We start from the raw sequence: 13,012 nt of genomic DNA, 5'->3' as shown, positions 1-13,012 counted from the left end.
TAACCTTACTGCGGCAGGCGCGCCAGAGGGGTCAGTTCAGGTGCAGTTCCACCCGTCGGTTGCGCGCCCGGCCTTCATCGCTCTCGTTGTCGGCAATCGGATCAGCCTCGCCACGGCCCTGGCTGGTCACCTTGTCCGGTGCCAGCCCCTGGCTGATCAGGAACTCGGCGACGCTGCTGGCACGGCGCTCGGACAGGCGCTGGTTGTAGCTGTCGGAACCGACGCTGTCGGTGAAGCCAATGACCTTGACCCTGGTCACGCCCGGCGCGTTCAGCCTGGGCAGCAGGCTTTGCAGGCGCTGCCGGGCGGCTGCCGTGAGCTCGGCGGAGTCGAAGGCGAACAGCACCTGGCCCTGATCGTCGAGGGTAATCACCTCAGGGGGCGCGGCGGGCTCGGCTTGCGCCTGCGCGGGAGGGTATTGGGGCAGCGGGCAGCCCATGTGGTTGACCTGGGTGCCGGCGGGGGTGTCCGGGCAACGGTCACGGCGGTCGAAGACACCATCGCCATCCTCATCGCCATCCTGGGCGTAGCAGATCAGGCCACCGGCGATGGCTCCCAGGGCACCGCCACCGGCCGCCCAACTGGAACTCTCGATAGCCCCCAGGCCACCGCCTACCAGCCCACCGAGCAGGCTGCAGAGGGGCCAGGTCCTTTGATTGAGGGGCGCGCTGCCATCGCTGTGGGTGGCGCAGCCGGCCAGCAGGCTGGTGGCCAGCAACAGCGGCAGCGCCGCCTTGGACAAAACACGCATGGTGAATGCTCCTGTGTCACCGATCGCTACCGGTCCCCCAGGAGTAAAGACGCGCCCGCGCCACTTCTCAAGGCGCGGGCGCAGGGCCGTCAACGCTGGATCTTGATCTCGGTACGGCGGTTCATGGCGCGCCCGTCAGCCGTGGCGTTATCAGCCACAGGTTGGGTCTCGCCGGCACCCACAACCGAAACAAAGCTGCTGCGCGGTACGCCTTGTTCGACCAGATAATCGGTCACCGAATGGGCGCGGCGCTCGGAAAGCTTCTGGTTGTAGCGGTCGGAACCGACGCTGTCGGTATGGCCGGTAACGCTCAGGCGGGCGCTCGGGGCCTCCTGCTTGAGGCGCGTGGCAATGGTATTGAGGCGCTCCTTGTCGGTGGCGGTGAGGCGTGCCGAGTCGAACTCGAAGCGCACATCGCGGATGACGATGACTTCTTCCTTCTGTACCACGACCTCCTCGACCACCGGTGGTGGTGGCGGGCAGCCGTTGGCATCGACCTGGACCCCGCGCGGCGTGCCTGGGCACTTGTCGCGGCTGTCCGGCACACCGTCGCCGTCCTCGTCGCCATCGCCGTGGGCCCAGCAATAACCGGCCGCCAGGCCGCCACCGAGCAATGCACCCCAGCCAGCCCAGCTGGAGCTCTCGATGGCGCCCAAGGCCGCGCCGCCTACACCCCCGACGGCAGCACACTTCGGCCAGTCGGTTTTTTGCAAACCTGCACAACCAGTCAACACACTGGTGAGCAGGACCAGGGGTATCGCTGTGCGTACTATGCTCATCTTGTTGCTTCTCCTAGGGGAATCGGTGCAAAACCGATGCTCTGGAAGTAAAGACTGCTGTTTCTCGCTCTGCCAGCAATAAGCCACGACGTGGCGCCGTGCCTCTATGCCAGGCGTGCCGGGGCCGTTAGTCTTGAGCGACCTGAACGAGGAATGGCAATGACCGACGCTTTCTCACAACGCACGCCACAGCAGGCCCTGGCCGCCCTGCTCGAGCGCTTCACGCCACACAAGCTGCTGCTGGTGGGCACGCGCTTCCCAGCCCTGGACGCCTTCGCCGCGGAGCACCCGGATACCCTCATAGAAGTCGCCTCACCCGGCCCATTGCCGGCCGGCCTGGCCGCCCAGCGCTTCGACCTGGCGTTGCTGGTGGACTGCCTTGAACACCTGCCCAAACGCAGTGGCCTGGAGCTGCTTGGCGGCATTCGCAACCTCAATGCCAGCAAGGTCGCGGTACTCGCAGACCTGGGCGCCTGCGGCTGGCACGACACCGATTTTTTCTCGCTGGCGCTGTCGGCCAGCGAGAAATTCCAACGCGACGAACAGGTGCTCAGCCTGTTCACCTATGATCTGCATGACTACAAACAGGTACCGGACTGGCTTAATGCGAAGTTCTGGGCCAACCCACAAAATTTCGGCAAGTACTGGTGGTGACTCGATGAGTGTCTCGGTCTGCCCTTGCGGCAGCGGCAACCTGCTCGACGCCTGCTGTGGGCATTATCACGCCGGCACCCCGGCACCGGATGCGCAGACGCTGATGCGCTCGCGCTACAGCGCCTACGTGCTGGGGCTGATGGATTACCTGGTCGGCACCACGCTGCCGGCCCAACAGGCCGGCCTGGACCGCGCCGGCATGGCGGCCTGGAGCGCGCAAAGCACCTGGCTGGGGCTCGAGGTGGAAAACGCCGAGGTGCTCGGCGGGCAGCCCGAGCATGCCTTCGTTACCTTCACCGCACGCTGGCACGACGGCCAAGGCGATCACCAGCACCGCGAACGCTCGGCCTTCGTCCAGCAGGCCGGGCGCTGGTACTTCATCGACCCGACCGTGGAACTGAAAGTCGGGCGCAATGATCCCTGCCCCTGCGCCAGCGGGCAGAAATTCAAGAAATGCTGCGCCAGCTATTTCGGTAACTGAACATGCGCGCCCTCGCCCGCCTGATGCTGCTGGCTTTACTGCTGAGCGGGTTGGCGGGCTGCGCCAGCTGGGGCGACGACAGCTGGCGCCAGCCAGAGGTGCACCTGGTGAAGGTGGAAAAGGTCAAGATGCGTCTGCACCAGCAAGAATTCGTGCTGCACCTGCAGGTCATCAACCCCAACGACAGCCGGCTGTTCATTCGCAACCTGCACTACGCGGTATACCTGGGTGACATCCTGCTGGCCGAAGAGGATGTCAGCCTCTGGCGCAGCGTTGGCGCTCATGCCCGGCGCACTTTCAAGATCACCGCGCGGACCAACCTCTGGCAGCACCTCAAGCCCCTGGCGAAACTGCTCAGGAGCCAACAACCATTGCACTACCGGCTGCAAGGCGACCTGGCCACCGGGCTGATCATCCCCCGGGACCTGCACTTGTCGCGCAGTGGTGAGATAATGCCCGGCGATTTTCTACCGGAGTAATCCCGCAATGACTCAGCAACCCCATGTTCATGGCCCCGACTGCAACCACGGTCACGACCATCACCACGATCACGACCACGGCCATGTGCATGGCCCGCACTGCAACCACGGCCACCAGGAGCCGGTGCGCAATGCCCTGAAGGACGTCGGTCGCAACGACCCGTGCCCATGCGGCAGCGAGAAGAAATTCAAGAAGTGCCACGGCGCTTGAAGCAGCCCTGAGCGCCAAGCTGCAAGCCGCAAGATAAAACGGGCCGGTGCAATGCCGGCTTTTTCTTGAGGCTTGCAGCTGGCGGCAAGCCGTTCGTAAATAAAGCGCCCCCGCACCTTGCACGGCGACTGCGCGCTCACTACCTTAGCGCCTTTCCAAACCCCGCCACGCCCTGCAGGAGCCTAGTCATGGCCGCGCCCGTCCTTCCTCCCTTCCGCCCCCGCTTCGGCAGTGCCGCCGCGATGCTCGGCATGCTTGCGCTGACTGGCTGCCAGATGGGCGGCATGCAGGACAGCGTACCGCCGACCACCGGCGTCCAGCCGCTCAAGGGCCTGGCGCAGAATGTTTCGGTGCGGCGCAACGCCATGGGTGCGCCGCTGATCGAAAGCAGCAACTTCCACGATGCGCTGTTCAGCCTGGGCTATATCCATGCCGGTGACCGCATTGAGCAAATGGTCAACCTGCGCCTGCTGGCCCAAGGCCGCCTGGCCGAGCTGGCCGGCCCCGAGGCGCTGGAAATCGACCGCCTGATGCGCGCCGCCAACCTCAAGCAGGGCGCCGGCCAGCTCTATGCCGACGCCTCGCCGCGGCTCAAGCGCTTCTTCGAAGTGTATGCCCGAGGGGTCAACGCCTACCTGTTCCGCTACCGCGACAAGCTGCCGGCCGAACTGGCCCGTAGCGGCTATCGCCCCGAGTACTGGAAGCCGGAGGACTCGGCGCTGATCTTCAGCCTGTACGCCTTCAGCCAGTCGGTGAACCTGCAGGAAGAGCTCTCGGCCCTGACCCTGGCGCAAAAGGTCGGCGCAGATAAACTGGCCTGGCTGCTACCCGGCGCGCCCGACGAAGCCCTGGCCGAAAGCGAAGTCGACAAGCTCAAGGGCCTGAACCTGGCCAGCCAGCTGCCGGGCCTTGCCTCGCTCGCCGCCGCCGGCCAGCAACTGGCCGATCTCGGTTTGCTCGGCAACCCCGGCTCGTCCAACCTCGCCCTCGGGCCACAGCGCAGTCGCAGCGGCAAGAGCCTGCTGGCCAGCGACAGCCGGGCGCCCTGGGCGCTGAGCCCGGTGCAGATCCATACCGGTAAATACCAGGTCGCCGGCCTTTCGCTGCCGGGCCTGCCGATCGTGCTGGCCGGCTACAACGGTAAAGTAGCGTGGAGCGCCAGCGCGGTGATGGCCGACAACCAGGACCTGTTCCTCGAACAGGTACGCCGCCAGGGCAGCCAGCTGACGTACCTGGCCGACGGCAAATGGCAGCAAGCCCGCGCACGCAGCGAGACCTTCTTCGTCCGTGGCCAGCGCCCGCAACGCGAAGTGCTGTATGACACCCGCCATGGCACCCTGCTGCCGGGCCACGGCAGCCTGGCCTTGGCCTTGCACCTGCCGCAGCTCAAGGACGATCGCAGCCTCGACGCGTTGTTCGACCTGACCCGCGCCAGCAACATCGAGCGGGCCTTCGACAGCACCCGTGAAATCGGCGCTGCAGCCCTTAACTTCGTGTTCGCCGAACCCGAGCACATCGGCTGGCAAGTCAGTGGCCGCTACCCCAACCGCCGCGACGGCCAGGGGCTGCTGCCCTCGCCGGGCTGGGACGGGCGCTATGACTGGGATGGCTACGCCGACGCCATGCTCCACCCTTACGATCAGGACCCGGCCGCCGGCTTCATCGGCCATGCCAACCAGCGCAGCCAGCCCAAGGGCTACGGCATGCAGCTGTCGAGCAGCTGGTACTACCCTGAACGCGCCGAGCGCCTGGCTCAGCTGGCGGGCAACGGCCGCCATGACAGCCGTAGCCTGATGGCCCTGCAGAACGACCAGGTGACGCTGCTGGCCGACAAGCTCAAGCAGATGTTCGATGCTCCGGGCATGGCCCTGCCACTCAAGCAGGCCATCGACGCCTTGCCCGCCGCCCAGCGCGACAAGGCCCGCGACGCCCTGGCCCGGCTCAAGGCCTTCGATGGCCGGCTGAGCCCGGTGTCGGCCGATGCCGCGCTGTATGAGCTGTTCCTCCAGGAAGTCACCCGGCAGACCTTCCTTGACGACCTCGGCCCCGAGTCGAGCCCGGCCTGGCAAGCGTTCGTCGGCAATGCCCAGCTCTCCTATTCGGCCCAGGCCGACCATCTGTTGGGCCGCGAGGACAGCCCGTTCTGGGATGACCGTGGCACGCCACAGAAGGAAGACAAACCGGCCATCCTCGCACGCAGCCTGGCGGCGGCGATCGATACCGGCAACGCCCAGCTCGGCGCCGACCGCCGTGCCTGGCAGTGGGGCAAGCTGCACCAGTATCGCTGGCCAGCACCGAACTACCGTGGCCTGGGCGACAGCCTCAGCCACTCGCCAATGGCTGCCGGCGGTGACTTCAGCACCCTGGCACTCACGCCCTATGCCTGGGGCAGCAACTTCGACACCCGCCTGCCGGCCTCGGCGCGGATGATCGTCGACTTCGGCCAGGCCGAACCTTTGCAACTGCTGACCAGCAGCGGCCAGTCCGGCAACCCGGCGAGCCGCCATTACAGCGACGGGCTGGATGCCTGGTTCAAGGGGCGCTTCATGAGCTTGCCGCTGCAACCGCAGAACTTCGGACGGGCTTATGGCAGCCAGCGACTGACACTGGTGCCGGGGAAGTAAGCCGACAGACATGAAAAAGCCGCCTGGACAGGCGGCTTTTTCATTGGTGCGCGGTCAAGCAGCGACCACTGCCAATTCGATACGCTGGCCCAACACATGCAAGGCGTGCTCTACCTGCTCGATCTTCGAGCGATGCAACAGGTTGACCAGACGATCCACTTGTGGCCGATTGACGCCAAGTCGCCGAGCCAGTTCGGTCTTGGTCACTTTCTGCGCAATCATGGTGTTCCACAGCGCGGCCTTGGCGGCGGTCAACGCAGGCAACCTGACCACCGCCTGATCGCATCCGTGTGGCGAAGGCAGTGGAATCGCGTCACGCCGATCCACGTATAACGAAAGCGCCGACTCCAAGGCATCGACAGCATCGAACAACGCCTCATCCATCGTGCCGCCCGCACTGGCCATTTCTGGAATATCCGGACAGCTGATCCAGAAGCTGCCTGCTTCACAATGCACGATCACCGGATAATCAAAATTCATGTCGTTGCCTCGTTTCAGGGTCAATCGCCTAGCCCAAGGTCTTTGAGGATCTTTTTCCTGAGCCCTTCGCCAATTTCCTTGGCGCCATGGTCGGGGAAGATCGTCTGTCGTTTGCCGAGGTAAACCTTGAAATGGCTGCCTTTGGCAGGAACGAACGTGGCGCCTTGAGCACGCAGCCACCGACGGAATTCGCTGTATTTCATGCAAGTCCCGCAAGAGCAAGGTGCTACAGAATGGTCAGTTGCGCAACATTTTTGATGCGCAGCCAAGATGAGCCTCCAGTAAACAGGCAATGCACCTTCACCATTTCCGAGCCATGGGCCGGCTGCACCAGCAATCGTTGTGCGAAACCGGGCAATGATGCACCGCACGCTAAGTTGTGCTTCTATCCATCATCCCGGCCCCTGGTCGCAGCCCGCCCTCTTCAGGACCCCCATGCACCATTCGACCCACGACCTGCTGTCCCCCGCGCCCGGCATCGCCCGCCAACTGCACAGTTTCCACTTCGGCCCGCGCGGCGGCGGCAAGGTGTACATCCAGGCCTCGCTGCATGCCGACGAACTGCCGGGCATGCTGGTGGCCTGGCACCTCAAGCAACGCCTGTTGGAGCTGGAACAGCACGGCCGGCTACGGCGCGAGATCATCCTGGTACCGGTGGCCAACCCGGTGGGCCTGGAGCAGGTGCTGCTGGACGCCCCGCTGGGGCGCTTCGAGCTGCAGAGCGGCGAGAACTTCAACCGCAACTTCGTCGACTTGTCGGACAGCATCGGCGACCAGATCGAAGGCCATCTGAATGACGACCCTGCGCACAATCTGGCGCTGATCCGCGAGTACCTGCGTCGCGGCCTGGACGCGCACCCGGCGCACACCCCGTTGCAATCCCAGCGCCTGACCCTTCAGCGCCTGGCCTGCGATGCCGACATGGTGCTCGACCTGCACTGCGACTTCGAAGCCGTCGAGCATCTGTACACCACCCCGGAGGCCTGGCCTCAGGTCGAACCGCTGGCGCGCTACCTGGGCGTGCAGGCCAGTTTGCTGGCCACCGACTCGGGCGGGCAGTCGTTCGACGAGTGCTTCAGCCTGGTGTGGTGGCAATTGCAACAGCGCTTCGGCAAGCGCTTCCCGATCCCCATGGGCAGCTTCTCGGTGACCATCGAGCTGCGCGGCCAGGCGGATGTCAGCCATGCCCTGGCGACCCAGGACTGCCAGGCGATTGTGGATTTCCTCACCCACAGCGGCGTGATCGACGGCCAGCCCGCACCGCTGCCAGCCCTGCGCCAGCCAGCGACGCCGCTGGCAGCGGTGGAGCCCGTCACTGCGCCGCTGGGCGGCCTGCTGGTGTTCCATGCCAAACCCGGGCAGTACCTGGAAGCGGGGCAACTGATAGCCGAGGTCATCGACCCGCTCAGTGACCGCGTCACCCCGCTGCGCAACACCCAGGCAGGGCTGCTGTATGCGCGTAGCGTGCGGCGCATGGCCACGGCCGGCATGGTCATCGCCCATGTCGCTGGCGAGCAGGTATGCCGCAGCGGCTACCTGCTGGGTAACTGAGCCGCTAAAACCAGGCGGCGCTGCGGACGGGTCAGGCCACGGGGGCTGGCGGTGGTTCGTCGGGCAGGGTCGGCTCGCCCGGCTCCATCGGCGGATGCTCGCCGGGCTCTGGCGGTTGCGGGGTATCAGGGTCAGGCTGATGCGGTACGCCACCGGCCTGCAGGTGCATTGGCGGATGCGCCAGCAGCGTCCAGGCCAGCAATCCGACCTGATTCGGCTGCAGGACCGCCAGCTTGGCGCTGATTGCGGGGTCGAGTTTCATGGAGCGGCTCCTGACGAGAGCCGGCACGCGTCGTGCGCGCCGGGACTGCTATCTCGTTGGAGTGCCGGACGGGCAAACAATTCCCGCGGTTGGTCGGCTCAGGTGCGCGGCAGGGTGACGCCGCGCTGGCCCTGGTACTTGCCGCCACGGTCCTTGTACGAGACTTCGCATTCTTCGTCGGACTGCAGGAACAGCATCTGCGCCACGCCTTCGTTGGCGTAGATCTTCGCCGGCAGCGTGGTGGTGTTGGAGAACTCCAGGGTGACATGGCCTTCCCACTCAGGCTCGAGCGGGGTGACGTTGACGATGATGCCGCAACGGGCATAGGTGCTCTTGCCCAGGCAGATGGTCAGCACGTCGCGCGGGATGCGGAAGTACTCGACGGTGCGGGCCAGGGCGAAGGAGTTCGGCGGGATGATGCAGACGTCGCTCTTGATGTCGACGAAGCTGCCGGCGTCGAAGTTCTTCGGGTCGACAGTAGCCGAGTTGATGTTGGTGAACACCTTGAATTCGTCGGCGCAGCGCACGTCGTAGCCGTAGCTCGAAACACCGAAGGAAATGACCCGGCTGTCCTGCTCGCCGCGCACCTGGCGCTCGACGAACGGTTCGATCATGCCGTGTTCCTGCGCCATGCGGCGAATCCACTTGTCCGATTTGATGCTCATGGCGGGTGTGTCCTGAGAGTGCAAGGTGAAAAAAATCGTGATGCGCATCTTACCGGTCCCGGCGCCCGCGGCAAAGTCGCATCCCACAGTCTCACTGCAATGCCCGCCGGACGGGGCCTGCAGCCGCCGCCGATCTGAATTACGACAAACCTCTCACCAGTTATTGGCAGGTCAGGGAAAGTGGGTTATGGTGTCGCCACTGTGCTGCACGCGACACCGAAGATCTGTTTGATGCACGATTTACGATCGGCCCATCTCCATGACACCTTCTGCTCCTTTGCACTCAGTCTCGGTCGGGGCTTTCCTGGCCGCCATCAACTTTGTCCAAGGAGACAGAAAAATGTCCAATCGCCAATCCGGTACCGTCAAGTGGTTCAACGATGAGAAGGGCTACGGCTTCATCACCCCTCAGTCGGGCGACGACCTGTTCGTGCACTTCAAAGCCATCCAAGCTGACGGCTTCAAAACCCTGAAAGAAGGCCAGGCTGTTACTTTCGTCGCTACCCGCGGCCAGAAAGGCATGCAGGCTGAAGAAGTTCAGATCGCCTAAGTCGATCTCGCTTCCTAGCTTTCAGAAAAAACCCGCCATTGGCGGGTTTTTTTGTGCCTGCTCGAAAATCTCGCGGAACAGACTGCCCTGTCGCTCAGAGCACTCCGTGGGAGCGGGCTTGACCCGCGATGGGGGGCACCGGCTGCGCCGGTATCGCGGGGCAAGCCCGCTCCCACGAAGTCGCTGTAAATCGCCTGGTCAGCGTTTTTCCATTCGAAGCAGCCTGCGTCAGTCTTCGCTGATGGTGATGCTCGGCATTGCCGGTGCGGCGGCTTCCTGCAATACGATCCGTGCCCCCACCTGACGCGCCAGTTCCTGATAGACCATGGCGATCTGGCTTTCCGGCTCGGCAATGGCGGTTGGCTTGCCGCTGTCGGCCTGCTCGCGAATCAGCATCGACAGCGGCAGCGAAGCCAGCAGTTCGACACCATATTGGGCCGCCAGCTTCTCACCACCGCCCTCACCGAACAGGTGCTCGGCATGGCCGCAGTTGGAGCAGATGTGCACGGCCATGTTCTCCACCACGCCCAGCACCGGGATGTTGACCTTGCGGAACATCTCCACGCCCTTTTTCGCATCCAGCAGCGCCAGGTCCTGTGGCGTGGTGACGATCACCGAGCCGGCCACCGGCACTTTCTGCGCCAGGGTCAACTGGATGTCGCCAGTGCCCGGCGGCATGTCGATCACCAGGTAGTCGAGGTCATCCCAGGCGGTCTGGGTCACCAGTTGCAATAACGCACCGGAAACCATTGGCCCGCGCCACACCATGGGTGTGTTGTCATCGGTGAGGAAAGCCATGGACATCACTTCAACACCATGCGCCTTGATCGGCACGAACCATTTCTGTTCGCGCACCTGCGGGCGAGTGCCTTCGGCGATACCGAACATCACGCCCTGGCTAGGGCCGTAGATGTCTGCGTCGAGAATGCCGACTCGCGCGCCCTCCCGCGCCAGTGCCAGGGCCAGGTTGGCCGCGGTGGTCGACTTGCCGACCCCGCCCTTGCCCGAGGCAACGGCCACGATGTTCTTCACATTGGCCATGGCCGGCACCTGGGCCTGAGCCTTGTGGGTGGCGATCACGCAATCGATGGTCACATGCGCCGAAGAAACGCCATCGAGGTTCTCGATCGCGGTCTGCAGCACCTGGGCCCAACCACCCTTGAACAGGCCGGCGGCATAACCCAGCTGCAACTGCACGCTGACCTGCGCGCCCTGGATGTCGATGGCGCGCACGCAGCCGGCGCTGACCGGATCCTGGTTCAGGTAGGGGTCGGTGTACTGGCGAAGCACGCCTTCGACGGCGGCACGGGTAACGGCACTCATGGAGGCTCCCATTGGCAAACTGAATACGAAACAGGCGCCTATGCTAACCCGTCAATCGTCAGCAGATGCGTTCGCAAGGTGAAATATCTTCGCCAGCCCTTTATAGTGGCCGATCACCCTCATTTTTACCCCGTAGCCAGATAAGTAGCCGAGCCACCATGTCCGAGCCACGTCAGATTCTCGTCACCAGCGCCCTGCCCTATGCCAATGGTTCCATTCACCTTGGCCATATGCTCGAGTACATCCAGACAGACATGTGGGTTCGCTTCCAGAAGCTGCGCGGCAACCAGTGCATCTATGTCTGCGCCGACGATGCCCACGGCTCGGCGATCATGCTGCGCGCGGAGAAGGAAGGCATCACCCCGGAGCAACTGATCGCCAACGTCCAGGCCGAGCACAGCGGCGACTTCGCCGACTTCCTGGTCGATTTCGACAACTTCCACTCCACCCACAGCGAAGAGAACCGCGAGCTGTCGGGCATGATCTACAGCCGCCTGCGTGACGCCGGCCACATCGCCACCCGTTCGGTCACCCAGTATTTCGACCCGGAAAAGGGCATGTTCCTCGCCGACCGTTTCATCAAGGGCACCTGCCCCAAGTGCGCGGCCGAGGACCAGTACGGCGACAACTGTGAAAAGTGCGGTGCCACCTATGCCCCGACCGAACTGAAGAACCCCAAGTCGGCGATTTCCGGCGCCACCCCGGTGCTGCGCGACTCGCAGCACTTCTTCTTCAAGCTGCCCGACTTCCAGGCCATGCTGCAGCAGTGGACCCGCAGCGGCACGTTGCAGGACGCCGTGGCCAACAAGTTGGCCGAATGGCTGGACTCCGGCCTGCAGGAATGGGACATCTCCCGCGATGCACCGTACTTCGGCTTCGAAATCCCGGGCGAGCCTGGCAAGTACTTCTACGTCTGGCTGGATGCGCCGATCGGCTACATGGCCAGCTTCAAGAACCTGTGCGCACGCCGCCCGGAGCTGGACTTCGACGCGTTCTGGAGCGAAGGCTCCAAGGCCGAGCTGTACCACTTCATCGGCAAGGACATCGTCAACTTCCACGCCCTGTTCTGGCCAGCCATGCTTGAAGGTTCGGGCTTCCGCAAGCCGACCGCGGTCAACGTGCACGGCTACCTGACCGTCAACGGCGCCAAGATGTCCAAGTCGCGCGGCACCTTCATCAAGGCGCGCACCTACCTCGACCACCTGCAGCCGGAATACCTGCGCTACTACTATGCCGCCAAGCTGGGCCGCGGCGTCGACGACCTCGACCTGAACCTCGAGGACTTCGTGCAGAAGGTCAACTCTGACCTGGTCGGCAAGGTGGTCAACATCGCCAGCCGTTGCGCCGGCTTCATCCACAAAGGCAATGACGGCGTGATGGTTGCCGGCGATGCCGCCCCCGAGCTGACCGAGGCCTTCCTCGCCGCCGCCCCATCGATCGCCGAAGCCTACGAAGGCCGCGACTTCGCCCGTGCCATGCGCGAAATCATGGCCCTGGCCGACCGCGCCAACGCCTGGATTGCCGACAAGGCGCCGTGGTCGCTGGCCAAGCAGGAAGGCAAGCAGGATGAAGTCCAGGCCATCTGCGCCCAGGGCATCAACCTGTTCCGTCAGCTGGTGATCTTCCTCAAGCCGGTTCTGCCGCTGCTGGCCGCCGATGCCGAGGCGTTCCTCAACGTCGCCCCGCTGGCCTGGAACGACCACCTGTCGCGCCTGGAAAACCACAAGCTCAACCCGTTCAAGGCGTTGATGAGCCGCATCGAGCCGGCCAAGGTCGAGGCCATGGTCGCGGCCAGCAAGGAAGACCTGTTGGCCTCGCAAGCCCAGGCCCCAGCCGGCAACGGCGAACTGACCAAGGACCCGCTGTCGGCCGAAATCGAGTTCGACACCTTCGCCGCCGTCGATCTGCGCGTGGCACTGATCGTCAAGGCCGAGTCCGTCGAGGGTGCCGACAAGCTGCTGCGCCTGACCCTGGACATCGGTGACGAGCAGCGCAACGTGTTCTCCGGCATCAAGTCGGCCTACCCCGACCCAAGCAAGCTGGAAGGTCGCCTGACCATGATGGTGGCCAACCTCAAACCACGTAAGATGCGTTTTGGCATCTCCGAGGGCATGGTCATGGCGGCCGGCCCTGGTGGCGAAGAGATCTACCTGCTGAGCCCGGACAGCGGCGCCAAGCCCGGCCAGCGCATCAAGTAACGCC

The 13,012-nt window shown here is 64.3% G+C and carries 15 protein-coding genes; 8 read left to right on the top strand and 7 right to left on the bottom strand.

The window, feature by feature from the left end:
• Window positions 1-31: 31 nt before the first annotated feature.
• Together LOY51_RS05920 and LOY51_RS05915 are read right to left on the bottom strand one after the other, a co-directional pair.
• On the bottom strand, window positions 32-751 hold the full coding sequence (locus tag LOY51_RS05920) for a PA1041 family peptidoglycan-binding anchor lipoprotein (RefSeq protein ID WP_258645195.1): 720 nt from the start codon (window positions 749-751) through the stop codon (window positions 32-34).
• Window positions 752-840: 89 nt separating this feature from the next.
• Entirely contained in the window at window positions 841-1,530 is a 690-nt protein-coding gene (locus LOY51_RS05915; RefSeq protein WP_110995510.1) for a PA1041 family peptidoglycan-binding anchor lipoprotein, read from the bottom strand.
• A gap of 159 nt (window positions 1,531-1,689) precedes the next feature.
• On the opposite strand from LOY51_RS05915, the gene LOY51_RS05910 reads away from it, so the two are divergent.
• The 5 genes from LOY51_RS05910 (at window position 1,690) to LOY51_RS05890 (ending at window position 5,979) form a co-directional block, all read left to right on the top strand.
• Window positions 1,690-2,184, top strand: coding sequence for a DUF6231 family protein (locus LOY51_RS05910; protein ID WP_125462869.1), 495 nt, complete (start codon window positions 1,690-1,692; stop codon window positions 2,182-2,184).
• 4 nt (window positions 2,185-2,188) lie between these two features.
• On the top strand, window positions 2,189-2,665 hold the full coding sequence (locus tag LOY51_RS05905) for a YchJ family protein (protein ID WP_125857641.1): 477 nt from the start codon (window positions 2,189-2,191) through the stop codon (window positions 2,663-2,665).
• A gap of 2 nt (window positions 2,666-2,667) precedes the next feature.
• The gene (locus LOY51_RS05900; RefSeq protein WP_258645193.1) at window positions 2,668-3,144 is read left to right on the top strand and encodes an LEA/WHy family protein; all 477 of its coding nucleotides are present in this window, start codon (window positions 2,668-2,670) and stop codon (window positions 3,142-3,144) included.
• A gap of 7 nt (window positions 3,145-3,151) precedes the next feature.
• The gene (locus LOY51_RS05895; protein ID WP_012313055.1) at window positions 3,152-3,355 is read left to right on the top strand and encodes an SEC-C metal-binding domain-containing protein; all 204 of its coding nucleotides are present in this window, start codon (window positions 3,152-3,154) and stop codon (window positions 3,353-3,355) included.
• Between the two features lie 188 nt (window positions 3,356-3,543).
• On the top strand, window positions 3,544-5,979 hold the full coding sequence (locus LOY51_RS05890) for a penicillin acylase family protein (protein ID WP_258645190.1): 2,436 nt from the start codon (window positions 3,544-3,546) through the stop codon (window positions 5,977-5,979).
• 54 nt (window positions 5,980-6,033) lie between these two features.
• On the opposite strand, the gene LOY51_RS05885 is transcribed toward LOY51_RS05890, so the two are convergent.
• A complete protein-coding gene (locus LOY51_RS05885) occupies window positions 6,034-6,459 on the bottom strand; it encodes a helix-turn-helix domain-containing protein (protein ID WP_125857638.1) in 426 nt (141 codons plus the stop codon).
• A gap of 20 nt (window positions 6,460-6,479) precedes the next feature.
• Window positions 6,480-6,662, bottom strand: a complete 183-nt coding sequence (locus tag LOY51_RS05880) for a type II toxin-antitoxin system HicA family toxin (protein ID WP_125857637.1) — start codon at window positions 6,660-6,662, stop codon at window positions 6,480-6,482.
• Window positions 6,663-6,894: 232 nt separating this feature from the next.
• On the opposite strand from LOY51_RS05880, the gene LOY51_RS05875 reads away from it, so the two are divergent.
• The gene (locus tag LOY51_RS05875) at window positions 6,895-8,010 is read left to right on the top strand and encodes a succinylglutamate desuccinylase/aspartoacylase family protein (protein ID WP_125857636.1); all 1,116 of its coding nucleotides are present in this window, start codon (window positions 6,895-6,897) and stop codon (window positions 8,008-8,010) included.
• 31 nt (window positions 8,011-8,041) lie between these two features.
• Here the strand turns inward: LOY51_RS05875 and LOY51_RS05870 are convergent, their stop codons facing one another.
• Window positions 8,042-8,272, bottom strand: a complete 231-nt coding sequence (locus tag LOY51_RS05870) for a hypothetical protein (RefSeq protein WP_110995504.1) — start codon at window positions 8,270-8,272, stop codon at window positions 8,042-8,044.
• Between the two features lie 98 nt (window positions 8,273-8,370).
• Complete coding sequence (dcd, locus tag LOY51_RS05865) at window positions 8,371-8,937, bottom strand: dCTP deaminase (protein ID WP_003258001.1); 567 nt, start codon at window positions 8,935-8,937, stop codon at window positions 8,371-8,373.
• 340 nt (window positions 8,938-9,277) lie between these two features.
• Here dcd and LOY51_RS05860 point away from each other — a divergent pair, with 340 nt between their 5' ends.
• Window positions 9,278-9,487: a cold-shock protein gene (locus tag LOY51_RS05860; protein ID WP_016488765.1), complete on the top strand. Its 210-nt coding sequence runs from the start codon at window positions 9,278-9,280 to the stop codon at window positions 9,485-9,487.
• Between the two features lie 228 nt (window positions 9,488-9,715).
• Here the strand turns inward: LOY51_RS05860 and apbC are convergent, their stop codons facing one another.
• Window positions 9,716-10,810: an iron-sulfur cluster carrier protein ApbC gene (apbC, locus tag LOY51_RS05855; protein WP_258645184.1), complete on the bottom strand. Its 1,095-nt coding sequence runs from the start codon at window positions 10,808-10,810 to the stop codon at window positions 9,716-9,718.
• A 158-nt stretch (window positions 10,811-10,968) separates the two neighbouring features.
• Between apbC and metG the strand changes: the two genes are divergently transcribed.
• Window positions 10,969-13,008 carry a methionine--tRNA ligase gene (gene metG / locus LOY51_RS05850; protein WP_125857635.1) on the top strand — a complete coding sequence of 680 codons (2,040 nt, stop codon included), beginning with the start codon at window positions 10,969-10,971 and terminating at the stop codon, window positions 13,006-13,008.
• Window positions 13,009-13,012: the final 4 nt, after the last annotated feature.

Origin of the sequence: Pseudomonas sichuanensis, from assembly GCF_024749065.1 — a bacterium.
GTDB lineage: Bacteria > Pseudomonadota > Gammaproteobacteria > Pseudomonadales > Pseudomonadaceae > Aquipseudomonas > Aquipseudomonas sichuanensis.
Note: the sequence above shows the minus strand (reverse complement) of the source record. Positions and strands in the feature narration are given on the sequence as shown.